Origin of the sequence: Silvanigrella paludirubra (assembly GCF_009208775.1) — a bacterium.
GTDB classification, from domain to species: domain Bacteria; phylum Bdellovibrionota_B; class Oligoflexia; order Silvanigrellales; family Silvanigrellaceae; genus Silvanigrella; species Silvanigrella paludirubra.
Genome location: NZ_WFLM01000002.1, coordinates 356,884 through 380,858, shown reverse-complemented (window position 1 = coordinate 380,858; position 23,975 = coordinate 356,884). Strand labels below are relative to the sequence as shown.

At 27.4% G+C, this 23,975-nt stretch carries 23 protein-coding genes; 14 read left to right on the top strand and 9 right to left on the bottom strand.

Annotation, left to right across the window (positions count from 1 at the left end; translation table 11 throughout):
* Positions 1 to 9: 9 nt before the first annotated feature.
* Both GCL60_RS05800 and fni read right to left on the bottom strand, forming a co-directional pair.
* Entirely contained in the window at positions 10 to 1,329 is a 1,320-nt protein-coding gene (locus GCL60_RS05800) for a hydroxymethylglutaryl-CoA reductase, degradative (RefSeq protein WP_153419153.1), read from the bottom strand.
* A gap of 16 nt (positions 1,330 to 1,345) precedes the next feature.
* Positions 1,346 to 2,449: a type 2 isopentenyl-diphosphate Delta-isomerase gene (fni, locus tag GCL60_RS05795; protein ID WP_153419152.1), complete on the bottom strand. Its 1,104-nt coding sequence runs from the start codon at positions 2,447 to 2,449 to the stop codon at positions 1,346 to 1,348.
* Positions 2,450 to 2,664: 215 nt separating this feature from the next.
* Here fni and GCL60_RS05790 point away from each other — a divergent pair, with 215 nt between their 5' ends.
* The 3 genes from GCL60_RS05790 (at position 2,665) to GCL60_RS05780 (ending at position 4,309) form a co-directional block, all read left to right on the top strand.
* A complete protein-coding gene (locus GCL60_RS05790; protein WP_153419150.1) occupies positions 2,665 to 3,279 on the top strand; it encodes a hypothetical protein in 615 nt (204 codons plus the stop codon).
* An 18-nt stretch (positions 3,280 to 3,297) separates the two neighbouring features.
* Entirely contained in the window at positions 3,298 to 3,930 is a 633-nt protein-coding gene (locus GCL60_RS05785) for a hypothetical protein (protein ID WP_153419148.1), read from the top strand.
* A 97-nt stretch (positions 3,931 to 4,027) separates the two neighbouring features.
* Positions 4,028 to 4,309 (top strand): hypothetical protein, encoded by a 282-nt coding sequence (locus GCL60_RS05780; protein WP_153419146.1) that lies wholly within the window; start codon positions 4,028 to 4,030, stop codon positions 4,307 to 4,309.
* Positions 4,310 to 4,314: 5 nt separating this feature from the next.
* Here GCL60_RS05780 and GCL60_RS05775 read toward each other — a convergent pair whose 3' ends face one another.
* Positions 4,315 to 4,569 (bottom strand): hypothetical protein, encoded by a 255-nt coding sequence (locus GCL60_RS05775; RefSeq protein WP_153419144.1) that lies wholly within the window; start codon positions 4,567 to 4,569, stop codon positions 4,315 to 4,317.
* A gap of 190 nt (positions 4,570 to 4,759) precedes the next feature.
* Here GCL60_RS05775 and GCL60_RS05770 point away from each other — a divergent pair, with 190 nt between their 5' ends.
* From GCL60_RS05770 to GCL60_RS05755, 5 genes are all read left to right on the top strand, one after another.
* Entirely contained in the window at positions 4,760 to 5,458 is a 699-nt protein-coding gene (locus GCL60_RS05770; RefSeq protein ID WP_153419142.1) for an LbetaH domain-containing protein, read from the top strand.
* A 171-nt stretch (positions 5,459 to 5,629) separates the two neighbouring features.
* Complete coding sequence (locus GCL60_RS05765; RefSeq protein ID WP_153419140.1) at positions 5,630 to 5,977, top strand: putative quinol monooxygenase; 348 nt, start codon at positions 5,630 to 5,632, stop codon at positions 5,975 to 5,977.
* A 638-nt stretch (positions 5,978 to 6,615) separates the two neighbouring features.
* Positions 6,616 to 7,395: a hypothetical protein gene (locus GCL60_RS05760; RefSeq protein ID WP_153419138.1), complete on the top strand. Its 780-nt coding sequence runs from the start codon at positions 6,616 to 6,618 to the stop codon at positions 7,393 to 7,395.
* A 118-nt stretch (positions 7,396 to 7,513) separates the two neighbouring features.
* The gene (locus tag GCL60_RS17260) at positions 7,514 to 7,693 is read left to right on the top strand and encodes a hypothetical protein (RefSeq protein WP_161998097.1); all 180 of its coding nucleotides are present in this window, start codon (positions 7,514 to 7,516) and stop codon (positions 7,691 to 7,693) included.
* 132 nt (positions 7,694 to 7,825) lie between these two features.
* A complete protein-coding gene (locus tag GCL60_RS05755) occupies positions 7,826 to 8,059 on the top strand; it encodes a hypothetical protein (protein WP_153419136.1) in 234 nt (77 codons plus the stop codon).
* Positions 8,060 to 8,194: 135 nt separating this feature from the next.
* Here GCL60_RS05755 and GCL60_RS05750 read toward each other — a convergent pair whose 3' ends face one another.
* Positions 8,195 to 8,905: a hypothetical protein gene (locus tag GCL60_RS05750; RefSeq protein WP_153419134.1), complete on the bottom strand. Its 711-nt coding sequence runs from the start codon at positions 8,903 to 8,905 to the stop codon at positions 8,195 to 8,197.
* 364 nt (positions 8,906 to 9,269) lie between these two features.
* Between GCL60_RS05750 and GCL60_RS05745 the strand changes: the two genes are divergently transcribed.
* Entirely contained in the window at positions 9,270 to 9,461 is a 192-nt protein-coding gene (locus tag GCL60_RS05745; protein WP_153419132.1) for a hypothetical protein, read from the top strand.
* 129 nt (positions 9,462 to 9,590) lie between these two features.
* Here the strand turns inward: GCL60_RS05745 and GCL60_RS05740 are convergent, their stop codons facing one another.
* From GCL60_RS05740 to GCL60_RS05730, 3 genes are all read right to left on the bottom strand, one after another.
* Positions 9,591 to 10,448, bottom strand: coding sequence for a hypothetical protein (locus tag GCL60_RS05740; protein ID WP_153419130.1), 858 nt, complete (start codon positions 10,446 to 10,448; stop codon positions 9,591 to 9,593).
* A gap of 458 nt (positions 10,449 to 10,906) precedes the next feature.
* On the bottom strand, positions 10,907 to 11,218 hold the full coding sequence (locus GCL60_RS05735; protein ID WP_153419128.1) for a hypothetical protein: 312 nt from the start codon (positions 11,216 to 11,218) through the stop codon (positions 10,907 to 10,909).
* Positions 11,202 to 11,552 (bottom strand): type II toxin-antitoxin system RelE/ParE family toxin, encoded by a 351-nt coding sequence (locus tag GCL60_RS05730; RefSeq protein WP_153419126.1) that lies wholly within the window; start codon positions 11,550 to 11,552, stop codon positions 11,202 to 11,204. The genes GCL60_RS05735 and GCL60_RS05730 overlap by 17 nt, the downstream gene beginning before the upstream one ends.
* A 540-nt stretch (positions 11,553 to 12,092) precedes the next feature.
* Between GCL60_RS05730 and GCL60_RS05725 the strand changes: the two genes are divergently transcribed.
* The 3 genes from GCL60_RS05725 (at position 12,093) to GCL60_RS05715 (ending at position 17,098) form a co-directional block, all read left to right on the top strand.
* Complete coding sequence (locus tag GCL60_RS05725; RefSeq protein WP_153419124.1) at positions 12,093 to 13,985, top strand: hypothetical protein; 1,893 nt, start codon at positions 12,093 to 12,095, stop codon at positions 13,983 to 13,985.
* A gap of 311 nt (positions 13,986 to 14,296) precedes the next feature.
* Positions 14,297 to 16,405 carry a hypothetical protein gene (locus GCL60_RS05720; RefSeq protein ID WP_153419122.1) on the top strand — a complete coding sequence of 703 codons (2,109 nt, stop codon included), beginning with the start codon at positions 14,297 to 14,299 and terminating at the stop codon, positions 16,403 to 16,405.
* 84 nt (positions 16,406 to 16,489) lie between these two features.
* Positions 16,490 to 17,098, top strand: a complete 609-nt coding sequence (locus GCL60_RS05715) for a biliverdin-producing heme oxygenase (RefSeq protein WP_153419120.1) — start codon at positions 16,490 to 16,492, stop codon at positions 17,096 to 17,098.
* A gap of 1 nt (position 17,099) precedes the next feature.
* Here the strand turns inward: GCL60_RS05715 and GCL60_RS05710 are convergent, their stop codons facing one another.
* A complete protein-coding gene (locus GCL60_RS05710) occupies positions 17,100 to 19,235 on the bottom strand; it encodes a hypothetical protein (RefSeq protein WP_153419118.1) in 2,136 nt (711 codons plus the stop codon).
* 676 nt (positions 19,236 to 19,911) lie between these two features.
* Between GCL60_RS05710 and GCL60_RS05705 the strand changes: the two genes are divergently transcribed.
* Positions 19,912 to 21,588: a hypothetical protein gene (locus tag GCL60_RS05705; protein ID WP_153419116.1), complete on the top strand. Its 1,677-nt coding sequence runs from the start codon at positions 19,912 to 19,914 to the stop codon at positions 21,586 to 21,588.
* A 273-nt stretch (positions 21,589 to 21,861) separates the two neighbouring features.
* Positions 21,862 to 23,610, top strand: a complete 1,749-nt coding sequence (locus GCL60_RS05700) for a hypothetical protein (RefSeq protein ID WP_153419114.1) — start codon at positions 21,862 to 21,864, stop codon at positions 23,608 to 23,610.
* An 82-nt stretch (positions 23,611 to 23,692) separates the two neighbouring features.
* Here GCL60_RS05700 and rpmF read toward each other — a convergent pair whose 3' ends face one another.
* Positions 23,693 to 23,884 carry a 50S ribosomal protein L32 gene (gene rpmF / locus GCL60_RS05695; protein WP_237639055.1) on the bottom strand — a complete coding sequence of 64 codons (192 nt, stop codon included), beginning with the start codon at positions 23,882 to 23,884 and terminating at the stop codon, positions 23,693 to 23,695.
* Between the last annotated feature and the right edge of the window lie 91 nt (positions 23,885 to 23,975).

Here is a 23,975-nt window from a genome sequence, read left to right as displayed (position 1 = left end):
TTTGCTTCTTTAATTTCCAGTATTTTGGTTTTCGACAACCGAAATACTTGGAAGGTGATCATATTGACGCATCATTTCTAGATTTTTTTCATGTAATGCCATGTGGCCTTTTTGAATTCCTTCACATCCTAAAGCACGAATGGCAGATAAATTTTGGGCAAGTCCTACACTAGCAATTATGGCAGATAATCGAGAAGCAGATGGTGTCCCTAATAAATTTAAACATGAAGTTGCTGTCGGATGAAGTTTTGTAACACCACCAACAGTTCCTACTGCGATTGGCAAAGCAATTTCACCTTGAAGTCGTTTATTTTTATTTATAAACCACTTTGTAAGTGGTTTATAAGTTCCGGATAAAGAAGCATAAGCATGACAACCTGCTTCCACAGCACGCCAATCATTTCCTGTAGCAATCACCACAGGGTCAATGCCATTCATGATGCCTTTGTTATGTGTTGTCGCACGAAAGGGATCGAGATCAGCAAATTCCCAAACAGAACAAATGCGTCTTGCTGCTTCTTCGCCAGAATAATTTTCGCGTTCTAATGCAGAAAACTCAATTTCACATTTTACTTTTGTGATGCGATGGGTTGTTAAATTTGTTAAAATTTTTGAACCTACTGTGCATGGCAATAATTCGGGAAGTTTTCTACCCATTTCTTCTGCAATTGAGTTTACAATGTTTGCACCCATAGCTTCACAAGTATCCACATTTACATGAAAAACATAATACCCAGGTTTGGAGAGAGCACGAAGCTCAATGCTTTTTACTCCACCACCTCTTTGAACAAGGCGTGGGTGACAATTTTGAGCTAATTCAAATAATTTTTCTCTTAAGAATTCATGAAAAATAGAGTAAATATTTATTTTTGGATCAATAATAAATTGTATTTGGCAAGTTGCTATGGTTTCAGTTGGTTCTGAAAAAAAGCCACCACAAGTTCTTGCTAATTTTGCACCAAAGCTTGCTGCTGCAACCACACTAGATTCTTCAACAGCCATTGGAATAAAAATTTCTTGACCATCTATCAAAAAATTAGTGGCAATTCCTAAGGGAAGAGTAAAGCCACCAATACAATTTTCAATAAATTTTTCTGCTTGCTCAATACTTAATGCGCCTGAGTTGTTTAGAGCTTGAGAATCATTATGTGAAATAATATTTCTTGATACAAGGGCTTGGCAGCGTTGTTTTGAATTCATTTGAGCAAAATTAGGTATGCGACTAGATGCTAAAGATTGCTGATTATGCTGAAATGGAATTGTCTTTTGTACAATATCTGGTTGTATTGTAGAAGAGCGAGATAGGACTTGTTGATTGTCTTTTACCATCTTTGTTACCTTTAGCTTATAGTGCTTCTCGCACAACGCGAGAACTTAATTCTGATAGCTTTTGTGCACCAGAGCAAAACATTGCGATAGAAAGAGATTTTTTAAAAAAGGAAATCTCTTTTTCAACGGATTCCAATGCAGTTTCCCCTTTTTCAGGAGAAATGGCAGCTCTAAATAAAGGCAAACCAACTCCTGCCATTGTTGCTCCTGCAGCGACAGCTTTTGCTACATGAAGACCATTTCTGATGCCCCCTGTTGCAACTAAAGGTATATTGTATCCAAGTTCTTTGTTACGTCTAGAACAAAGGATAAGAGACTCGTCAGTTGGGATACCCCAATTTTTAAAAAGTTCTCCTAACCGTTGCCCTTCTTTGTTTGAGCGTAACCCCTCAATATAGCCCCAACTAGTGCCCCCTTTGCCGCCAATATCTACACCAGAAACTCCAACAGATACAAGTTTTTGAAATGTAGAAGGTGACATTCCTGAGCCAACTTCTTTAATAAGTAAAGGAACTTGCAAGCTTTTTGCAATCAATTCAATTTTAGAGAGTAAATTTGCGAAATTTCTCTCACCTTCGGGTTGGATACTTTCCTGAAGGGCGTTTAAATGAAGTGCAAAAGCGTTGAGCTCTAAATCATCTACCAGTCTTTTAATGTCATCAAGTTTTATGCCATAATTCAGACTAACGGCCCCCAAATTACCAATAATAAATAAATTTGGTGCCACTTTTCTTACATTAAAAAGTTTTTTATATTTAGGATCTTTTATCATTATTTTTTGAGAGCCTAAACCCATAGGAATATTATATTTTTCTGCGGCAGCAGCAAGAGCTTCATTAATTTCTTGGCCTTTTTCAACTCCACCCGTCATTCCTGTAATTAATAGAGGAAGGTCAAACGTTTTGCCAAAAAAGGATTGTTTCATTTCAACGTCAGTTAAGTTAAATTCAGGTAATGCTTCAGGATAAAACCGAATTTTCGAAAAAATATCACATTTAGATTCTACATCTTTGTCTTTACAAATTTGAATATGATCGTTTTTTCTACTTTCCATTAAAACAGGAGTATCTTCTGTATAAGAAAGGATATCAGATTTATCTAGATTTTTTAAATTTGACAATGTTAAATGCTCCAAACTCAATTAAAAGTATGAGTAATCGATTCACCTTTCAAAGGCTTATCAATATGAGAAAACACAATCAAGAGAAACAAATCTAAAAAAAACTTTAACTGTTAATTTATTCTGACGAAAAGGGAATAGGACCGTAATTGACTATTGAATTGTCTTATTTTAAGATCTTTATAGTCATTTCATTATGTTAGTTGGAGGCAAAAATGGGCTCCAAGTCGGATTTAAGTACGCTTTGGATGACAGAAGTAAATCCTACACAGTTTTTTCATGAAATGGTTGTTGAAGCTCAAGAACGCCAAAGATTAAAATTAACAGAAAATGTTGAATTTTATATTGTTAATCTTTTATGTGGTTATTTAAGGGCTTCTGACTCAGATAGCAATGAAGACTGTCTAGCACTAATATTAAAAAAAGCATTAGAAAGTTCTCACTCCGAAAAAATTGCTCTCTATAAAAAATTAGCTGATACAGCTCTTTATTTTTCTGGATTTTTTCAAGAATATTTTAATAGAAAAAGTTTTGATATAAGATATTACGTAACAATGGGTGAGTCTGCTTATAATGAATTATCTAATTTATTAAAAGGAAAAAATACTTATCAAGAAACAATGTCAACTATATATTATGAAATGAGTAAAAATTTTACTGTAGCTGTTGATATTTTATTAGATATTTCTGAGCAAACTACAAATCAAAATAATGAAAGAACTATATTAAGTTTATATGATGCTTGGTTAAATACAGCTAGTCCTAAATTAGAAAAAGAATTATTTCACAGAGGAGTAAATCCCATTAAGGTATCTACGCGCAAGGTCTAAAAAATTATGATGTTTAAAATGAATCATAAAAAATTTTTTTTAGGCTGTGATGATTTAATTAAAATTATGTCGAAATACTACTCTTTTGTTAACACTGATCCAATAGATAATTATGTATTACCTCCTTCAAATAATATTCCTGAAAATTGTGGACAAACATTGTTTGAAGAAAATTCAGAAAATAATGAATTTTTTATTGGAATACAGTTTGGCAAAAAAATTGTTTTTGATTTTGAAAATAATGATATTGTTTCATTAAATTCTTTAGCTGTTGTTTCAGAAGAAATTAGTCACTTTAAGTTAATTACGGATATAGTTACTTTAAACTCAAATGTGTCTACTCTTGAAATTGAGACATTGGGAGAAATTGATAGGTTTTTATGTCTAATGCATTGGAACTCTGAAAGTAGTCATCAAAAAATAAATAAAAATTGGAAGAATTTACATCAAATTTGTGATGAGGTTTTTCAAGGAAATCGATTTTTACCTCATACACATTCTTTATATAGAGAGGCTGAATGTTTAGCATTTAGACATTTAAAAGAGGCTTTTTCCTATGATTGGGATTCTACTTATTATGATTTTTCTAAAGTAAACAACAGAGCAAAAAATTATCTATCAAATTTAAGAAAAAATATACTACGAGCATAATAAAAAATTTTTAATATATTAATATTGTTTGACATTTTTTGAAATTAAGGCTATTCATATTGTTCTTAAGTCGATGGTATTTGGATATAGGTGAAAAATGATTAAATCTAATTTAAATATTACTCTTATTTTTTTGTTAATTATATTGAATTTAACTCATAATTCAGAGTGTAAATTAAAAGAAATAAGTGTAAAAAAAGAAATTAGAAGAAAAGCTTCTTGTCTTCAACGACATTTATTTTTAACTCAGGCTTTTTCAGATGACAATTTAAGAATGGCAAAAAGAAATAGCGATTTTTATTTTTATTCAGAAAAAGATTTTTACAAAATGAAACTTCTTTATACTTTTAAAAATGTTAATATAAACTGTATTGTTTAAAAAAATTACATAATATTTCTATCTGTTTCAAAACTTTCGATTTCATGTTCGCTATTTGCTAAATTAACAAGCTGTTTTTCTTTCATATCTTTTTTCCAAATAAACCAAGCTAAAGACTGTTCTTCAAGCCAGGAGTAAGATTCTTTATATTCAAATGGGATTAAAATATCACAAAAGGATTTTGCTTCATCAAGAGTTGCGTCTACATTCATTTCAGACCAGCATCTAAATTTTTCTTTAAAATCATTTTTATCAAACATTTCAATTCACGCCTTTTAGCTGAATATATAATTGATGTCTGCTTAAAATTCAGGCATCAATATTCATTTCGGTATATAATGTCTTACCTTAAGCTATTTTATCAAAGGATCATTTAATTTCTTGGAGGGCTTATCTTCTTATAATAAAGTAAGATTGTCTGTGTTCGTTTTCTTTAAAGGAGGAATTACTATGAATCGAATTTCAATCGAATCTAAATTTATTACAAATGAAATTCTTTTTGAATTAAAGCGTGCAGAAGAGTTAAAAATTGCAAAGGATTTGCAAGAATTTTTACTACAAAGCGAATTTCCTTGGAGAGCATTAGGAAAACCTTTAACTCAATTTGTTGAAAATTGTATAAATAAAATTGATAAAAATGATAGAATAAAAGGTAAAGTAAGTGATCAGGCATATTTAGAAAATAAAGAACAAATCGTTATATGTGAAGGGGCCGTAGTAGAACCTGGAGCATATATCTCGGGACCAACCTTTATTGGCCCTAATGCCATTGTGCGTCATGGAGCTTATGTTAGGGGCTCAGTGTATATTTCTGAAGGCGCTGTAGTCGGTCATACTACGGAATGCAAAGGTTCCATTCTTTTGCCATTTGCTAAAGCAGCACATTTTAATTATGTAGGAGATTCCATACTAGGTTATGATTGCAATTTAGGAGCAGGTACAAAACTTGCAAATTTAAAAATGAATCATAAAAATATTATTATTGCATTAGATAATAAAAAAGTAGACACAGGACTTAAAAAATTCGGAGCAATCTTAGGAAATAGGGCACAAACGGGATGCAACTCTGTAACAAATCCAGGATCTATTATGTTACCTGAAACAGTCTTATTGCCAAATCATACCTCATTAGGTGTCATTCGTAGGTAGGCTTTTATCTTTGATAATAGAATTGAGATTCAATTGTATAAAAAAAGTTAACAATCAATTCATTTATTGCGTATTGTGATCAAAAATTAAAATGGTAAGTTCACATTAATGAAAAGTCCTGTTTTTATGATTTTTCAGATTTTTGATTTTTTTAATTAAAGGATTTATCCAATGACAAACAATACAGTTTTAAGTGATATTTATAATGTTGCAAAACCTGGAAAAGAAATTTTAGCTGTTTTTGCAAAAGTTAAAGTAATTCCAGGTAATGAGCAATTTTTTAAGGAAGAAATGGCCAAAATTGTTCCATTAACTCTTAATGAAGAAGGAGCTTATTGTTATATTCTTCACGAGTCTTTAGATGATAAAAGTGAGTTTACATTATATGAACAATGGGAGTCTGAAGAACATTTACAGGCTCACTTAAGCTCAGCACATATGAACCAATTTTTTCATGCTGTGAAAGACATTATGCAAACAGGTTTTCCAGAAATTAAAACTTATAAAAATATCATTTAAGTTTTAGATACTTTTTTCCGAATTGGATGTAAAAAACTCCAATGAGAATTTTAATTTTATCCTCGCTTGGATTTAATGTTGTGCTCAGACTTGCAGTGAATAAAAGCTTTGATATGCTAGACCCTAATTTAGTTTTATGATTAAATTAGGGTTTTATTTGTTTTTAGGCTCAGAAAAATAGGATCAGAGGCGGTTCTTTTTCAATATTAACTTCATTTTTTCCCAAAATGCTTACATGTAAGGACTCAATTTAATTGCTAATGAAAAATAATTAATAAAATTGATTTCTTGTTTAGGATTTTTCTGATTTAAAACAAGTATTTTTGATTATAGTTAAAGATATTTATTTTAAAAGATAAATTCATTCGTATTTAATGTGATCTCGAAGGATTTTATATTCGCAGTATATTTGAGCCCAATTTGTCTTTGATTGTGATCCTTAGCCTCGGATTAAAGCTAGCCGCTACAAGAGGCAGTAAAGTTACTGTTTTGAAAACTGAAGCTTATTCTATGGCTCCCTTGTATGTGGATAATTGCAAATAGCCTTCTCGATTTGCAGCAGTGTATCTCTTAAAGTTTTTACATTTCCTTTGAGAGATGGAATCAATAGAGAGAAATAGAAATAAGGGATTTTTAATATGTCAAAACAAGGGTGTTTATCTTTCAAAAACAAACATATTCTAATTAAATATGAAAATTGTTCTTGCTATTTTTGCTTTAAAACATTTAAGACTTCAGAAATAAATGAATATGTAGATGAAGAAAAAACAGCTCTCTGTCCACATTGTGGTATCGATAGTGTGGTTTGTTTTGAAGATGGCTCACTTCCTTCAACAAAATGTTTAAAAGAATGGCATAAAGAATCATTTTCTCCTTTTGGAATAACTCCATATGAAATTCAAAAGAATAAGGATCGCGTGCATAAATTAACTTTACTGGAGAATGCCAAGATATATTCTTTGAAAAATAGCCATAATTTATTCTTTTATTTAAAGGATATTCCAATTAACACTTTAGATAAAGGAGAAATTGAAGGATGTCTTTTATATGATATAGATAATAAAAGACAGGTTACTTATGATAAGAAAATGTTTTTAGAGTTATTATGTGAATTATCTATGGAAGAAAAAAAGAAATTTTATGATAAATTGAGTTCTCGTTGGAATTATAGACTTGTTTATTCGGTAAATGAATTACGTTTAGCTGTTCATGAATGCTATTATACTAAAGTAAGTTTCACTGAAAATCCTGCTGAAGCTCAGATATATATTAACGAAACGAATCCTGAAAAACTAAAAGATAAACTAATGGAAATATTTGAATGGATGCTTAATGCGTTTGCGCAGCCAATAGTTTTTGATGAATCAGAAAATCAAAATCTTTCCACTAAAGATGAACCTAAAGAGAAAAATGAATAATTTGAAAAAAAATTTATGAATTTTATAAACTGATTCAAGATTAAATATGAATCGTATAATATGAAATAATTGATATATCTTATGTAAATTGTGAACTAGATGAAGATATGGTTCATAAATGGGAATCCATAAAAAAAATTATATTATTTCAAAAGAATTCTTTAAAAATCTTGATTTTCCCAAAATTGATTTTAATAAATTTATGGATAAAACTGAATATATATCACTTATGATAATGGCAGAAATAGTCGAATATATTAAATGTGATCTTGAACTTACATTTACAAAGAAGAGTTAAGTCAATCATTTATAATTTTAAAATCAGTTACTTCAGTAATTTTTAAATTACTACCTTGAAGCTTTGAACCTATTATAAGATCTATTTTAGATTATTTTACTATAACTAGCAGCATTCAAAGCAGAACCAAGTTTGCAAATTGCTGAACGAATTGTTAGAGGCATGCAATTATTTGGAGCTTATAAAAATGAAGAAGCAAAAGAATTTGTAGGAGAACTTGGATGGAAAGTTGTACAAAATAATGGAGGATGGCAAGAGATATGCTACAATACAAATATTAAATATATTAGTTTAGTTAAGAAAGATTTGCAGAAGCAAATTAAGATTATTAAAAAAGAAGAAAAAAATTTAAAATTGATTACATAAAAAAAAGAAAGCCTCAGGCGGCCAGCTAGAAGCTTTAATTAACTTTTACAAAGGATGAAAAGCTATATTATTTTTAAGCGGTCGGATTACCCGAAATCGCCGTTCGGATTGAGCGAAATACACACAAACTCAACTTTATTTACATAATGAAATTTCTTCCGTATCAAACTTATATGTTTTACCATTTTCATATTGAGATGAACCTCCAAATCCAGACACAAAACCATATTGATTGACCTGATTTGCATAAACAGAAGACGAGGAAGATGATGATGATGAATTTTCTGAAATAATTCTTCTCGTGTTTTTCTTATATTTATAACAATTAGGCACTGATATTTTGTAACTGTAACTAAATATTGGTTTATTAAAATTTACAAAATAAATATCCATTGTCTTATCACTAGATATCTTTTTTTCAATTATAAAACATTTATCACTATTTTTTGTTATTAATTCTAAATAAGGGTACTTTATTGTGCTATTAATATTAAATGAAATATAATTTGAAGAAATATAAACATTTGAAAGAGGAGCTTCAATAAGATGAATTTCAAAGACATGAAAATTATTTTCAACTTCTTCAGTAAATGTTGGAATATTATATTTTTTACCAACTTCTAATTTCATGCTATTGTCATCTTCATAGTAAATATCACCTCTTCGGAACTGATCATTTGTAGATTCAACTACTCCTTCCTTTCTTTCTCCTGAAGGATAATTTACTTTATAAGAAGAAAGCATGTTATTGGTTATACAAAATATTTTTGGGGGTTTACCATTACTTGTTGGAAAAGACACACATCCTTTAAATATAATGATAATTACAAATAAACATTTTTTCATTCACCCATTCCTTTTCATTAAAGCTTGTTTAAGTTTAGTATAATACAAATTCCAATTGCTCGTCTAGTTTATATTTAAATAGGAATATGCATGTAAGGTTATAAACCTTCTTGAAGAGAAAAACATAAATTTCTAAGTTGATACTATATCAGGAGCTAGTTATCATAAATCACTCAAATGAAAAGATACCTATTAAACTCAATAATAAGTCAGCCTTGGTATTCATTTTCGGTGATTCTTGCACATAATCCAAATATGTCATTTTTTTTATAATATTAAACAGTAATCAACTCTTGATTTAGAAGTTTTGAATTTGATAGAACTTGTTTGAAGGGACTCATTCATCAATCAAGGAGGCTCGCAAATGACAAATCAAATAACCTATGAAATTATCTCTTTATCAACACTAGCCGCTTCATCTACATTTGAATCAGCACAAGATATTCTTAAAAACTCAAAACCATTTATTTTGATAAAAAAAGAAGGTGATACGGAAGTTGAATTAAAAAGATTTTTTACAGAATTTGAATGTGAATTTAAAAAAGGCCAGGCTTGAAAAAAAGCTCTAATACAAAAAATATTGTCAACTTAGCTAAAAATCCCCATTTCTATTTTATACAGTTAAGTATATGATTTTATTTTTATAAATTGAGTTTAATTTTTTGACTTTATAAGAGGGGGGGATTTAATCTTTGAATACTTTATTAAATTCTTTAATTGGAATTTTCTTTTCTTTATTCCTTGGATTTTCTAAGTCCATACTTTCATCATATTCTTTAACTGTACCATACTTATCAGGGTTTTGAAGATCTTCTAATGTTGTGTACCTAATTAAATATTTTGAATCTTCTTTTCTTTTTCTGATATCAAAGGATACTTTTTTTCCTTCTTTATATGTAGCGAATCTTAAAACTTTACTATAATATTTTTCTTTATCGCCCCATTCTTTTGGGTAATCAAATAAGTCATAAAAAATTTCTTCTGAATTATTATCATCTAGAAATTCTTTAATTTTTTCTATCCACTTCAAATTTTTTCCTTTTTGTTCATCTGTATAATTTTTCTCATTATTAGAACAAGTGCATACTTTTTTACAAATCCAACAAAGAAATATAAAAATAATTTTAAAAATGTGAAAAAATAAAGCTTTTTTTATAATTGTAGATACAATAAAAATAGGTTTAAATAGCGATACTATAAAGAAATTAGATAATTCTTTTTTTGTATCACTTTTAGATTCATTTTTTGATCGAATATTTATAACACCATTGATTTTTACTAAAGTAAAAGAAATATATATAATTACAAAGCAGATCCAAAAATAATCACTCCTAGTTATTTTTAATTCATCCATTAATAAAAATTTTGTAAGTATAAACTTTGATAAACTTTCAATTCCAGCAAGGATACCAACCAAAATCAATAAATATTCAGTTGGGTTATGAAATTCAATTACATTTTTTGAACCAGGCCAAATAATACAAAGCATGTCATAAATATTTGCAATATCATTCTTTGAATTATTATCTGCATTTTTGCACATTAATTTCGCAATATAAAAAGGTTTATTTTTAATTATATTATTTAATATATTTTAAAATAAGCTTATTCGAAGGTAATTTATTGCACCTTTGTCAATTTCTTCTTGATAAAGCAAATATTTACATTTATGCAGTCAATTGACTGCTAAGAAAAATTTGATTTTTGGTCTCGCATGAAATATTTTAAGGTCTTACTGGGCTAGGCCGGAGATCTAAAAATAAAATTTAGGTTCAGGAAGGCTGAAGGTTCACGAATAGCTCGCCTCTGGCTCCAGAGGTAACACTACAAGTTGGGTAACTCTATGTAGGTATTTTATTTGATAGCTCATCTGCCAAGAACAGAAAGAGATAGCCCCGCGCTCTGCCTGGGGCTTTTTTATTTTGTTATGTAATTTTTTTAAAATTTTTAGCAATCAATTGACTGCAATTGAATTTGAAGCAAATTCGAATTGGAGCTTTTTTAATCAGTAAAAACAATATGGGCTTTTTTTCCGTTACAAAACGCAATATGAGCAATGGTTTCTAATGTTAAGTTGCCTTCGCCTTTAATAATTTTTGAAGCCATGGATAAGCTTAAATCATGCTCTTTTGCAAAGGCTCTAAATCCTAATTCATTTTTAACCATTACTTGTGAAGCAAATTTCGAGACATCTTCTTGGAGAAGCTTTAGAGCTTGAAGCTCTCCTTCTGCTTCTTTATCTGCCTCTGCGATCTCTTCGTCTGAAAGATATTTTTTAAAGACATCATCAATTTTTTTAAGTCGTATAGTCATGAATGCCCTCCTTCAATAGTTTATTCCTGCGCGCTTTCGCTCTTTCAATATCTGTTTTTTGTGTAGCTTTATTCCCTACAATCAATATCACTGTTAAAGTGTTATCGATAAACGTATAGTAAATACGAAATCCACCGCTAAGATCCCTTAATTCGTAGACCCCATCCCCTAAAAATTTAGAAGCTGGTGAGCCCAATTCTCTTCCCTGAAGTTGCAACATCCTGATCAGTTTTCTGATTTTTTTAATGTCGTTCTTGTCTTTTAGCCCGCTTAAAAACTCAGATAAAACATCCTGTCTATCGCCTTCCTGATAAGCCTTAACTTCAATATTCACAACAGCAGCTCCTTATCCATCGGCACATTCAAATGATACTTTATAAAGAATCAAATTTCAAGCCATCAATTGTGATAAGAATGGCAAATCCGTTGTCGATATAATAGCAAGAAACCCCATATTAAGAGTCATTTACACATTTAAATAAATGCCCATTTTCACCCACCATAATGCTAGTTATCATAACAATAAATTATTTTATTGTTTTTCTGCTAAAATATCCAAGAAAAATTGAAAGAGATATGGTTGATATAATAGCAGATAAATTCAAAAAAGTTTGAAAATACATATTTTATGTTGACAATTCTCTACATTTTATTTGTTAAACTTATTTAGGGAATTAGTCATTAAAAACAAAAATTTTAAATAATAACATTCGTCTTTGCTATTTTTTCTTCTGGAAATTTTGGAAAATAAGATGGTTTTTGATATTTAAATATATGATAAATTAACTTTTTTTATTCATTTTAATTTGATTTTTAATTTATTTTTTCAAAAAAACTCCGATATTTATTTAATATAATTAATATATGGAGTTTTATGAAATTCTTTATCCATATTCAATTTATAAGTATTTTCTTACTATTTTCTTGCGGAAAAGGGCCAACAGGTGTGGGGAGTGCCCCTGCAAGTTCCAATGATGCGAAACAAGGTCTAATTAGTAATGACATGAAAGCATTAAACTTAAAAATTGATGATCGATACGATTCTGTTGGAAAGGGTTTTGATAGCATAACAGGATTAACAGCGGAACGGTGTTTAGAGAATGATAGTGTTAACTTTGTTTTAGAGCCAACTTCGAATGTTACTTATGATGAAAATTTAAATTCAGAACAGTTACTTTCCAAATTAGGGATTGGTATTAATTCAAATATTCCTCTTGAAGTATCTGGCATTCCATTAACGCTTTCTCCAGAAGTTCAATTTTCAAAAGAATCTTCTTTTTCAATTTTATCAAAAACAGCAACTATAACAATTGAAATTGTAAAAGGATATAATCAACTCGTTAAAAAAGATACAAAATTTGAATACAGTTTAAAAGATGTACATTATAAAAATTTAAAAGAAAATAATTCCAGTTTTTTCAATATTTGTGGTGATGAAATTGTTACTAAACAAAATGTTAAAGCTCAACTTTTGATAACAGCAAAATTTATATATTCTGATGCAAAAACGAAAAAAGATTTTGAAACTGCTATGGGGGTTTCTATACCTAATCCGTTTAGCTTTGGAAATAATAAAATAAAAAATGAAACAGCTACTGTAGAAAATGCTTCTCCAAGTATATTATCCGTTGGAACTCAGACAGAGTCTCCAAAAAGTGGAAGTAAATTAAATTCGGTAATTCTTTTTTTAAAAAATACTCTTTCAGGATTATTAAAGGGCGCTGAGGGCATGTCCCCTGGTATTAAAGTCAAATTAAATTTAGTAAATAAAGAAACCTTACAAAATGTTTCTATTGCTATAAAAGCAATTCAATTAGGTGGAAATCCAAATAAACTCAATGGAATTATAAATTCATCGTGCAGATTAAGTGAGCCTAGTAGTTGTGATATCATATTTAAAAATATTCAAAAATATGCAGCAAATGATTTTCCCGATCAATTAAACGAAACTATAGATTCAAATGATGTTAATTCTAATAAAAAGTTTTATTATGGTGAATATCAAACATCTTTATACAGCAATATTGTTATTTTAGGTCCAAATAAAAAAAATATAAGTAATGATATTTTAAAATATTCAGATGGAAGTTTAAATTTTACAAATTTTAAATTAAAAGTTAGACAAGATATTAGGACTAGTTTTCAAAACTACTTAAGAGGAAAAGATATTCAAAATTCTAAAACTTTTAATATTCTTGCAAATGATGAACAAGCTCTAGTTAAAAGTACTATAGAACTTTCTGAAAATAATTTATATGGTTTATTCCGTTTTATTGCGAATTGTTATAATAATATTAATGTATGCCAAAATGATTATGAGTTAAATAAAAAGATGTTTTATAAAGATTATGATAAAAATTTTGATGATATCCGTGCTTGGAATTTATTAGCTTCTGTTCAGGCGAATTGGCAGCCAATCCGTTATGTGCTTGGCGTTTTTAATTCGGATAGAATAACTGAAGATTTTTTTATGACTTCAAACTTTAAAGGTTATAATTCATTTTTCATAAAATATTTAGATAAAAATAGAAATAAAGTATTAAGTGAGAAATATGGAGGCATAAGCCTTGCATCATCATATAGGTGTCATGACTGGTTGAGCGATGCTCTTGGAAAAGTTTGGTTGCATGAAGTAACTCCAAATATTGTCATTCCTATTTCAGATGCAATTACGAATGTATGTGGTTCTAAAGCAACTTTTGCATGTACCCATAACAGTGATTTAGAAAAAATTGGACCTTTTTATCTTGAAATTTGGGCGCAATAATTGGTAACTTATAAAATGAATCAAAAACAAAATAAATCATATTAAATTTATAAATAAATATTATTTTATATAAATAAATAAATAAAACGTAAATATTAATAGAAATTATTTAGGTTATCTTTTTTTACTTTAATAATAGAATTTAAACTGATTTTTTATTTAATATTTGTTTTATTTTAATTTAATTTATAATTTTTTAATATTATTATTATATTGTTTTTATATTGAAAAATTTTTTATTTTAGTTTATTGAAAATTAAAAGGATTATAAAAGTATGACCGTATTTTTTGACTCATAGGAGTATATTTATATGAAGAATTTAAGTTCTTGCATAGTAATATCCACATTTATTTTAGTATCATGTGGTAAGGAAACTGCAGAGAAAATGAATTATCTGACAGACGAAAGAAAAAGCGTTAAAGATAAATTTAGTGAAATTATGAATGATTTTAATGAAAAAATTGATGAAAGAACAGATTCTGTAGGCAAAGGTTTTAACAGTATTACGGGGCTGACAGCAGATAGATGTTTAGAAAATGACAATTCAAAATTTATTTTTGAGCCTAACTCTAGAGTTTCATATGAAGAGAATTTAAATTCGGATCAATTACAAAATAAATTAGGAATTGGTATTAATGCAACAATTCCTGTTCAAGCTTCAGGAGTTCCAATAACTCTTTCCCCAGAAATGCGTTATTCTATTGAATCATCTTCTTCAGGTTTATCTAGAACTGCAAATATGACTATTGAAATTATTAGAGGATATAATTCATTAAGTGCAAGTCAAAATAAATATTTTAAACTGAGAGAAGAGCAGTATAAAAATTTAAAAGAAAATAAAGCTGAGTTTTTTAATTCTTGTGGTGATGAAATTATAATCAAACAAAAAATTAAGGCTCAATTACTTATAACAGCGAAGTTTAATTTTTCAGACTCAAAAACAAAATCGGAATTTGAAGCTGCCATGGGTGCTTCTATCCCAGTACCTTTTAATTTAGGAGGTAATCAAGCCCCCGCACCAGTTCCTCCTCCAACGAATCCTACTCCTGTGTTACCTTCGCCTCCTCCGACGAATCCTACTCCTGTGTTACCTTCGTCTCCTCCAACGAATCCTACTCCTGTGTTACCTTCTTCTCCTCCAACGAATCCAAGCTTAATTGACTCTAATAATGTAAGTTCAAGGATTCGTATTGCGGAACCAAGTTCAAATTATAGTGATTTAGAACCTGGAGTCTCATCAAATCGTGCATTGGTTTCAAATGAAACAAATTCGAGGAGAATTGAAGTTGGGACAAAAAAGAATTTAAATGCAACAATTGATCTTTTAAAAGATCAATTACTTTCAAGCAATGGAGATAACAAAATAAATCCAGAAGCTGGAATGTCTCCTCAAATTAAAGTAAAATTTAATAATTTATCTGAAGAAACAATTCGAAATATATCCATTTCAATTAAAGCGATTCAATTAGGTGGAGACCCTACAAAGTTACCAACCCTACTATCTGCTACATGTAAATTAAGTGATCCTGGAGCATGTGATAGCTTATTTTCGAGTATTCAAAAATATGCAGCAGTAGATTTTCCAGAACAATTAAAAGAGTTACCTGAAGCTTCTGCAGAAAAAACAAATAATAAATATTATTTAGCAGATACAGAGAAATCTTTATATGGAAATTTTACAATATTAAGTCCAACGGGTCTAAATATTAGTAAAGATATTATAAAATACACGGATAAAAGTATTTTATTTTCAAACTTTAAATTACTTGTTCGGAAAGATTTAAGAAAAAATTTTCAAAATTATATTCGTTCCCAAGATATTGAAAATAGTAAATCATTTAAAAATCTTGCCACAGATGAAATTCAATTAGTTAAAAGTACTAAAGAAGTTTCTGAAAATAATTTGTATACTACTTATCGTTTTTTAAATTCATGTTTTAATGATATTAAATTATGCCAACATGAATATATGGAAAGGAAAAAAGAATTCATTTTAGATCAAGATAATTTATTTGACGAAATAAAGCCTTGGACTTTAATTTCATCTACAGATGCAAAATGGCAACCAGTTCGGACATTTTTAGGGATAAGCACATCAGATAGAATTAGTAGTGATTTTTTTTATGGATCAGATTTAAGAGGTTACACAACTTTTATGATTAAATACCTTGATAAAAATAAAAATAAAATCACTGCAAAAAATTATCCTGGAAAAGATTTAAGCACATCTTTTCGCTGTGCGACTTGGTGGTTTGACATTGGTGGAAAAGCATGGATGCGCGGTGTGCATCCAAATAATACTTATCCAATATCGGATCATTTAGTAAATTTATGCGAAAAAAAGAAAATATCATCCGTTTCTCAAAATTCTGATTTGAGAGACTTAGATTCATTTCAATTAGAGCTATGGGCTGAGTAATTTGTTTACAATTTGGTTTTTTATTGATAAAGATCCCTTATGTATATCTATTTTTAAAATATTAAAACACATAAGGATATAAAAATGAATCCAGAAATAAATAAATTAGATTTATCCGAAAAAATTAGTTTACTTTTAAAATCAGCAACTTCTCAACTTCATGATGAAGTAGAACAAATAAATATCATGTCTAAAAGTAAACCAACTATTGATAATTACATTGATTACTTAAAAGTTCTTTTTAAAATATTTATTCCATTAGAACAAAAACTTTTGAACTATAGCGAATGGAAACAAAATAATTTTAATTTTAATTTAACAAAAAGAGTTCAACATCTTATTATGGATATTCATAATTTAAATGTGAATAAAAATGAAATTATTTTCTCAACTAATTTACCTAATATTGACTCATTTGAAAAGGCTTTAGGTATTTATTATGTTTTGGAAGGATCAAGTTTAGGAGGGCAATTTTTATTTAAAAAAATGCTTTTAAATTATTCTGATCAATTAGAAAATAAATTGAACTATTTATATGGATTTGGAAAAGAAACTTTTAAAGAATGGAAAATTTTTATTGATAATATTAATAATTATGCAGAAATTAATTCAGCAAAAAAAATTGATATTTTAAATTCTGCATTGGAAACTTTCGAATGTTTTATTTATGAGTTTAATGAAGTTAAAAAATAGTTTATATTAGTAATTTATTTGAAATTAATTTGTTTTTTTTATCTTCAAAAACAATTTTTAAAGATAAACCATTTTTTTTATTCCAGACTCCTGTGCCATTTAATTGATTTATTAAATAACGAATTAAATCAAAGTCAACATTAATTTTGGAATCTAAATTAATGAGTTCATAATCTAAATTTGTATTATCATTTAATGAAAAGTAAATTTGGTTTGATTTTTCGCTCCAATTAACTGAAATAATTTTATTTACAGATGATTCTTTAGAGTACTTTATGGAAATAAGAATAAACTCATGAAAAATAAGACTAATTTTTAAAGTTTGATTTATTTTAAGAGTTGTATTTTTTTCAATTTCAAGGTTTATTTTTATATTTTCATAAAAATTTTCCTTTACTAAGCTAATTATTTTTTCAGATAAGTTTTCAAAGTAATATTTAGCATCAATTGAACTTAATTTGTTTTCATGTAATAAAAACTTATTTATATTTTCATCATTATTTGAGTGGTTATTTATATTTAAATTAAAAATTGTATTTAAAATTGAGTAAGTATTTTTTATACCTTGATGTATTTTTGAAAATAATAATTCATTTTGAAAAATCTGGGTGCTTAATGATTTATTTAAATTTTTTAATTTTAAAAAATTATTTGATTGAATATAATGAAGCTTATTTTTTAAATAATGTGCGGTTTCATATTCAATCGTTAACCATGGTTTGCATTTATTTAATACTTCTTGATACCAAGTTTTAAAAGAATTATTTAGTCCGACTGTGTTATTATCAAAATCACAATTATCAAGAGATCCAGCCCATTTTATTGTTTGAATATACTCTTTTCTTAATAAAACAATAAATGATGAAGCGTCTTCATTTAGCTTAATTAAGATCATACCTGAAGCAACACTTTTTGCCCATTTTTCGAATTTAAAACTTAGATTGGAAAGTTTATCTGATATTATTAAGTTTTTATTTTGTATATTATTTACATATTCTAAAATATTATCAGCAAATTCTAAGGGTACTTTCATATTTTTTTCAAATCTATTATTATATCTATAAAAAATATAATGTGTATTAAAAACTTCATTTAGTGCATTAAAAACATTTTCAGGAATTTTTTCAAGATTACATTCTACTTTTTCAAATATCTGAATAAAATTATCTAATTTATTATTAAAGTCAATTTGATTCTTTTTGATTTTTTTATATTTACAAAAAAATAACTTTCTTGAATATTCTTCCACTAAAATTTGAATTTTTTCAAGAATAGTTATGGGTATATATTTTTTGGTAATTGAATGAGATCCAAATATTCCTTGAAGTCTTCCTTCTAAAACAACAGAATAAGTTGCTAATGAAGTTACACCCAAATTTTTTAAATATTGTAAATGGATAGGGGACATGTTTCTATAAAAAGAAAAGCTTAAGTCGAGTTCTTTAGAGCAGCCTTCAATTGTTACTTCTTTGGAATCTATTCTAGAGATGAGTCTAAATCTATTTTTTATTAGTACTTCTCTTAATTGCATTGGAATATCTGAGACAGGAAAATGATGATTTAGTAATGATTCTAGTTTATTAGAATAACATGCTCTTATAAATCCATGTTCATCTGGTAAAAAGTCACAATAAAAAGTTCTTTCAAAACCTGTTGTTTCCGAAATATATTGACAAATATTATTTGTTAATTCTTTTAAAGAACCTGTATAATTTTTAACATAATTTAGCATATCTTGAAAATTAAGATCATCAAAAATAAATGTATTTATCATGAATTGGCTTGAAAATTCGATGCAGAGAATATTTTCAGAGAAAAATAGATTACACGGTATTTTATATATATTATCATTAAATTTTAATTCTAAACTTAAAATTATTCTTGAATTAACAGTTTTGATTCTTTTATTTGAGACATAGTTATTTAACTTTATTAAATTATTTTGAGAAAAAAGTAAACTGGCTGATTTTTCTAGTATGTCGAAATTAAAGATATTAAAAAAATTTTGAGACACATATTTTACAATAAAATCATCTGTATTGATTCCGATAAAAACTCCATCCGACTGTATTAAATTCGTTAAATCTATTTCTGTATTATTCTGGTTTTGAAAAAATGTTGGCTGATTTTTAATCATATCAATTCTCTTAAATTTTACAAAATCTATTTCAGGGAAAAAAATCTATAAATTTTAAATTATTAAATCAAATTAAGTTTGTATAAGATTTGTTAATTAAAAAAAAGATAATAAATTCTTCGTATTTTAAACTAGAGCATGATAGCTCTTAAATTATCAGTATCAATTTTTATACCATAAATATATTTTGTAAAGTTTTTAATTAAAAAAAATATATTTATTTCTAAAATTAATTGAAATTATACATTTAAATTAGTCTTATAGGAGTAATTTATTAACTGTTTTTCAAATTAATGATACAGAAATTTCTTATATCTATGTTTAACAATCTAAAATTATGGATATATTATTATTTTATTTCATATTAATAAAATAGAATATGTCTTGTTATAGTGAAATATGCTTAAAATTATTACAATAAATTTTAAATTGAACGAATTGAGTTGAAGCTGTTCTGTTTTTAAAATTTCAAATAATTTATTATAAAAGTAAGTTAACTAAATTTTTCTAAAAAATTGCATAAAACTAATTATAATTAAAAAGAATAAACAAATTAATAACAAATATAAATTTTTAATTTGTACAATTTTTTTATTGATTTAAATTTTAAAATATTTATTATTAATTTAAAGATTTTTTTGAAAAACAAATAAATCTTAATTATATGAGGTAAAACATGGAAAATTTAAATAAAATAAACTCTATTCTTTTTACCGTTTTATTTGCAGTTTCATGTTCTAAACAAAATTCAGAATTAAATTTTGGGTTTCAAACTAATTATAGCAATGCAAAAGAGAATAAATTCAATAAATCGGGTGAAATTTTACAAGGCTATCATAGCATGGGGTATTCTTTTACTGAAAAGTGCCTTGATAATAATGAATTAATTATGCCTATAAATATTGAAAATTCAACTGTAAGTTATGAAGATAACTTAAAAGAAAGCGATTTTAGGCAGAAATTAAATATTGGAACCGATCTTCATGTGCCCGTAGAGGCTGTAGACGTAGTTGCTGGTATAAATTATTCAAAACAAGCTTCAGTTTCAAAATTAAGTAGATCAACTACATATTATGCTTACGTAAAATTTGGTGAGAGTAAATTAAAAAATAAAGAAGATAATAAATTATATCTACGTGACAACTATAAATCCTATTTTGATGAGAATGGTAATTTAAATAATCCTTATAATTTTGTTAAAAAATGTGGCGATGAAGTTGTAACTTCCCAAATATTCTCATCTAAACTTTTAGTAACTTTAAAACTAAATTTTGAGTCTCAATTTGCTTTAGATGAATTTAATACAAAAATAGGCGGAGTTCTTAATGCATTTATAATTGAAGGAGCTAATGCTGGGCCAACGGCAAAATTAAATTATTTATCTCAAGAAACGAAAAGACAAATTCGTCTAGATTTATATGGAATACAAATTGGTGGACAGCCAGAAGAAATGATGGATATAATTTCTTCACACAGCTCCTGTAAACTTGATAATATAAAAGATTGTTCAACCATTTTTCAAAGATTAAATAAATATATTTCTCAAGATTATAAAATGCAGTTAAATGAACAAGATATTCATGTTTGGTCTATAGAAAGTTCAAAAACGACACCTTATGATAAACTCAGTATTTTTGATAAAACAAATAAGCCAATGCATTTTAATTGGACTGATAACTTTTCAGACTCTACAAAACTAAGTAAAAAAAGAGCTCAATTTACTCACAAAATAGCAAAAGAAATTGAGAATTATAGAATTGCGCAAGGATTACTTGAATCGAGTAATTTGGCATATGATGAAAGAGTCGAATTAATAGATATATCAGAAAAGACAATGCAAAACATGAATTTTTTAAAAAATTATTCATCACAATGTTATGTTGATTTAAAAAAATGTTTAAATAGTCCAGAGATGGAATATACAAAGTTTTTAAGCAAATACGATGACTTTTTGTTAAAGCCAAATATCGGAAAATTAATTAGTAAAATACGCTCTGATAGTCAGCCTTCATATGGACAAAAAAATCGTTCCTCTCAAGATTTTTTGAATCTTAAGAACGTAATTGAAAACATGAATTATGCGAGTATTTATTTTAAGTTAAAAACGGTTGATAATAAACTAATTAGAGATACAAGCCTTAGATTTAACTTAATGTGTAATAAGCCTTGGTATAGAAGCTTTGGAATAGATCATGTTTTATTTACTGGAATTTATTCAAATTATGAAATAATGATGAATACAATTGCTATAAATTATGAAAAAAATTGTTCTAATAAAGAAATGGTTTATATTGCTAGCCCCTCTAATGTAAATTACTCTGATTTTATTGTTGAAGTTTGGGGAAGAGAATAGTAAATTGATAATTAGAATATTTTGTTTATTTAATTTATCTATTTACCAATTTTAATAACATTCTATGCCATTTTAGTTCAATTTATTATTCTAAATAATATTATCATTTGACTATAAAAAATAATCTTAAATCTCTTCATTGCTCTAATATTAGGGTACCTAAAAAATAATTTAATAATTAATTAATTTTGCTTGATTTTTAAAAAATAAATTCTATCATTCATAAAATACTTTTGGTCGGTCAGTTAAATAAAAAATAATTAGAGGTAATTAATGAGAAAACTAATTAAGTATTTCCCTGTTTATTCTTGTTTTTCAATTGTTTTATTTTCTTGCGGAAAAACAGATAAAAATCCGCAAAATGATTCATCTAATAAAATGCTATATAGTAATATGAATTCTGATTTAAATGAACAAAATTTAAATGATCTTTCTGAAAAAGATATAACAATGGATCCAAGTAGTATTATTCCTTCAGGAGATACCAATTATTATTCTATCCTTCAAGGGTTTAATAAAATGGGTTTTCTTTATACTGAAAAATGTATTGATAGTGAGAATGTTTATTATCCTAAAAATGTTGAAAAATCTATTGTTAATTTATCTGATAATATGAAGGAAGAAGATTTTAGAAATGCTTTAAATATTGGAGTTTCCGCATCTGTTCCCGTAAAAGTTTTTCAAGTTTCACCAGAAATTCAATTTTCTCGAGATGCTTCTGTTTCTAGATTAAGTCGTTCTACAACTTATTCAGTTTATGTTCGTTTAGGGGATAGTAAATTAAAAAATGCGAAAGAAAGTAGAATTTATTTAAAACCATTTGCTTATAATTATTTTGATAGTCAAGGAAAATTAAAAGATCCTTATAATTTTATTAAAAAATGTGGTGATGAAGTAGTAGTTTCACAAAAATTATCTTCACGAATCTTAATCACATTAAAGCTAAATTTTGACTCAATGAAAACTTTAAATACAGTAGAAAGTAAGCTTGGTGTAGCTCAAAATATTTTATCTGTAGGCGGTAAAATTGGGGTAAATGGAAATGTAAAATATTTAGATGAAGAAACGAAAAAAGGAATTCATTTAAATTTGCATGCTGTACAAATTGGTGGAAACCCTGCAGAATTAACTAAAATATTAAATTTAAAAAATAATTGTGAGATAACGAAACTAGACGAATGCCAAAGCACTATAGATAAATTAAATAAATATGTTTCAGAAGATTATAATAAACAATTGGATCCCAATAATTATGCATCTTGGGCAATAGAATCATCTCAAACAGTCCCTTATGATGAATTGAATGTTTTACAACCAAATGGAAAAACTTTTAATTTTTCATGGCTTGATAATTATGATGAGTCTGTTGCCTATAGTAGACTTAAAAATACAATTAATCAGCTTATATCTAAACAAGTTGATAATTATTCAATTGCAAATTCATTATTGAATTCTTTAAATTTGGCTGCAGATGAAAAGAAAAATATTTTAGAAGTATCAAATGAATCAGAAATGAATATTGATATTTTAAGGAATTTCTCTAAAGAATGTTACAAAGATTTATCAAATTGTTTAGCTACAGCAAGCTTAAAGATTAATAATATGCTTTTAACTTATGATGAATCATTTTTAAAACCAAATATAGGAACTTTAATTGCTAAAATTCGTTCTAGTCAATACCCTTTGCCTGGACAAAAAAATCGTTCTTCTGAAAACTTTCTTGATTTTAAAAGTATTATAAACAGTGGAAAATATTCAAGCCTCTATTTCCGTTTAAAAACTATAGATAATAAATTGATAACAAATAATAATATCCGTTTTGATATTATGTGCGATAAGCCATGGTATAGAGGTTTTGATCCTATTATTTTTTCTGGAGCATATGTAGGTTATGAAATATTGATTGGAGTTGTTCAATCAAATCATGATAATTTGTGTTCAGGCAAAGAAATGGGATATGTGGCAAGTCCAAGAAATGTTCCATATTCCGATTTTATTTTAGAAGTTTGGGGTAGGGATTAAATCTAAGGAGTAAAAAAAGAGATGGTTTTAAATAAAAAAGGGTAGCTTCAAAACGAAGCTACCCTTTTTTTAAAGTCTTAATTTAGCGAAGAACTGCTAAAAGATCAGCCTTTAGGATATTTTTTGCAATAAAGCGACCTTTGTAAAAGCCGCAAGATTCACATACAGAGTGTGGAAGTCTTGGAGCCGCACAGTTAGAGCACTTGGACAGGTTGATTGCAGTGAGTGCATCGTGAGCACGACGAGAATTACGACGTGCACGGGAAACTTTCATCTTTGGAGTTGGCATACTAGGATATCCTTTTGTTGTAATTTCAAGTAGTTAAGCTACTCTGAAGTACATTACACATTTTAGTCTAAAATAA

Bases quoted from the DNA above. Each gene is read 5' to 3' on its own strand.
- GCL60_RS05780 (WP_153419146.1), top strand. From the start codon at position 4,028: ATGATTAAATCTAATTTAAATATTACTCTTATTTTTTTGTTAATTATA.
- GCL60_RS05720 (WP_153419122.1), top strand. From the start codon at position 14,297: ATGAAGAATTTAAGTTCTTGCATAGTAATATCCACATTTATTTTAGTA.
- GCL60_RS05735 (WP_153419128.1), bottom strand. From the start codon at position 11,218: ATGACTATACGACTTAAAAAAATTGATGATGTCTTTAAAAAATATCTT.
- GCL60_RS05740 (WP_153419130.1), bottom strand. From the start codon at position 10,448: ATGTGCAAAAATGCAGATAATAATTCAAAGAATGATATTGCAAATATT.
- GCL60_RS05800 (WP_153419153.1), bottom strand. From the start codon at position 1,329: ATGGTAAAAGACAATCAACAAGTCCTATCTCGCTCTTCTACAATACAA.
- GCL60_RS05700 (WP_153419114.1), top strand. From the start codon at position 21,862: ATGAGAAAACTAATTAAGTATTTCCCTGTTTATTCTTGTTTTTCAATT.
- GCL60_RS05770 (WP_153419142.1), top strand. From the start codon at position 4,760: ATGAATCGAATTTCAATCGAATCTAAATTTATTACAAATGAAATTCTT.
- GCL60_RS05725 (WP_153419124.1), top strand. From the start codon at position 12,093: ATGAAATTCTTTATCCATATTCAATTTATAAGTATTTTCTTACTATTT.
- GCL60_RS05760 (WP_153419138.1), top strand. From the start codon at position 6,616: ATGTCAAAACAAGGGTGTTTATCTTTCAAAAACAAACATATTCTAATT.
- GCL60_RS05710 (WP_153419118.1), bottom strand. From the start codon at position 19,235: ATGATTAAAAATCAGCCAACATTTTTTCAAAACCAGAATAATACAGAA.
- GCL60_RS05705 (WP_153419116.1), top strand. From the start codon at position 19,912: ATGGAAAATTTAAATAAAATAAACTCTATTCTTTTTACCGTTTTATTT.
- GCL60_RS05775 (WP_153419144.1), bottom strand. From the start codon at position 4,569: ATGTTTGATAAAAATGATTTTAAAGAAAAATTTAGATGCTGGTCTGAA.
- GCL60_RS05750 (WP_153419134.1), bottom strand. From the start codon at position 8,905: ATGAAAAAATGTTTATTTGTAATTATCATTATATTTAAAGGATGTGTG.
- GCL60_RS05745 (WP_153419132.1), top strand. From the start codon at position 9,270: ATGACAAATCAAATAACCTATGAAATTATCTCTTTATCAACACTAGCC.
- GCL60_RS05785 (WP_153419148.1), top strand. From the start codon at position 3,298: ATGAATCATAAAAAATTTTTTTTAGGCTGTGATGATTTAATTAAAATT.
- GCL60_RS05715 (WP_153419120.1), top strand. From the start codon at position 16,490: ATGAATCCAGAAATAAATAAATTAGATTTATCCGAAAAAATTAGTTTA.
- GCL60_RS05790 (WP_153419150.1), top strand. From the start codon at position 2,665: ATGGGCTCCAAGTCGGATTTAAGTACGCTTTGGATGACAGAAGTAAAT.
- GCL60_RS17260 (WP_161998097.1), top strand. From the start codon at position 7,514: ATGGGAATCCATAAAAAAAATTATATTATTTCAAAAGAATTCTTTAAA.
- GCL60_RS05765 (WP_153419140.1), top strand. From the start codon at position 5,630: ATGACAAACAATACAGTTTTAAGTGATATTTATAATGTTGCAAAACCT.
- rpmF (WP_237639055.1), bottom strand. From the start codon at position 23,884: ATGAAAGTTTCCCGTGCACGTCGTAATTCTCGTCGTGCTCACGATGCA.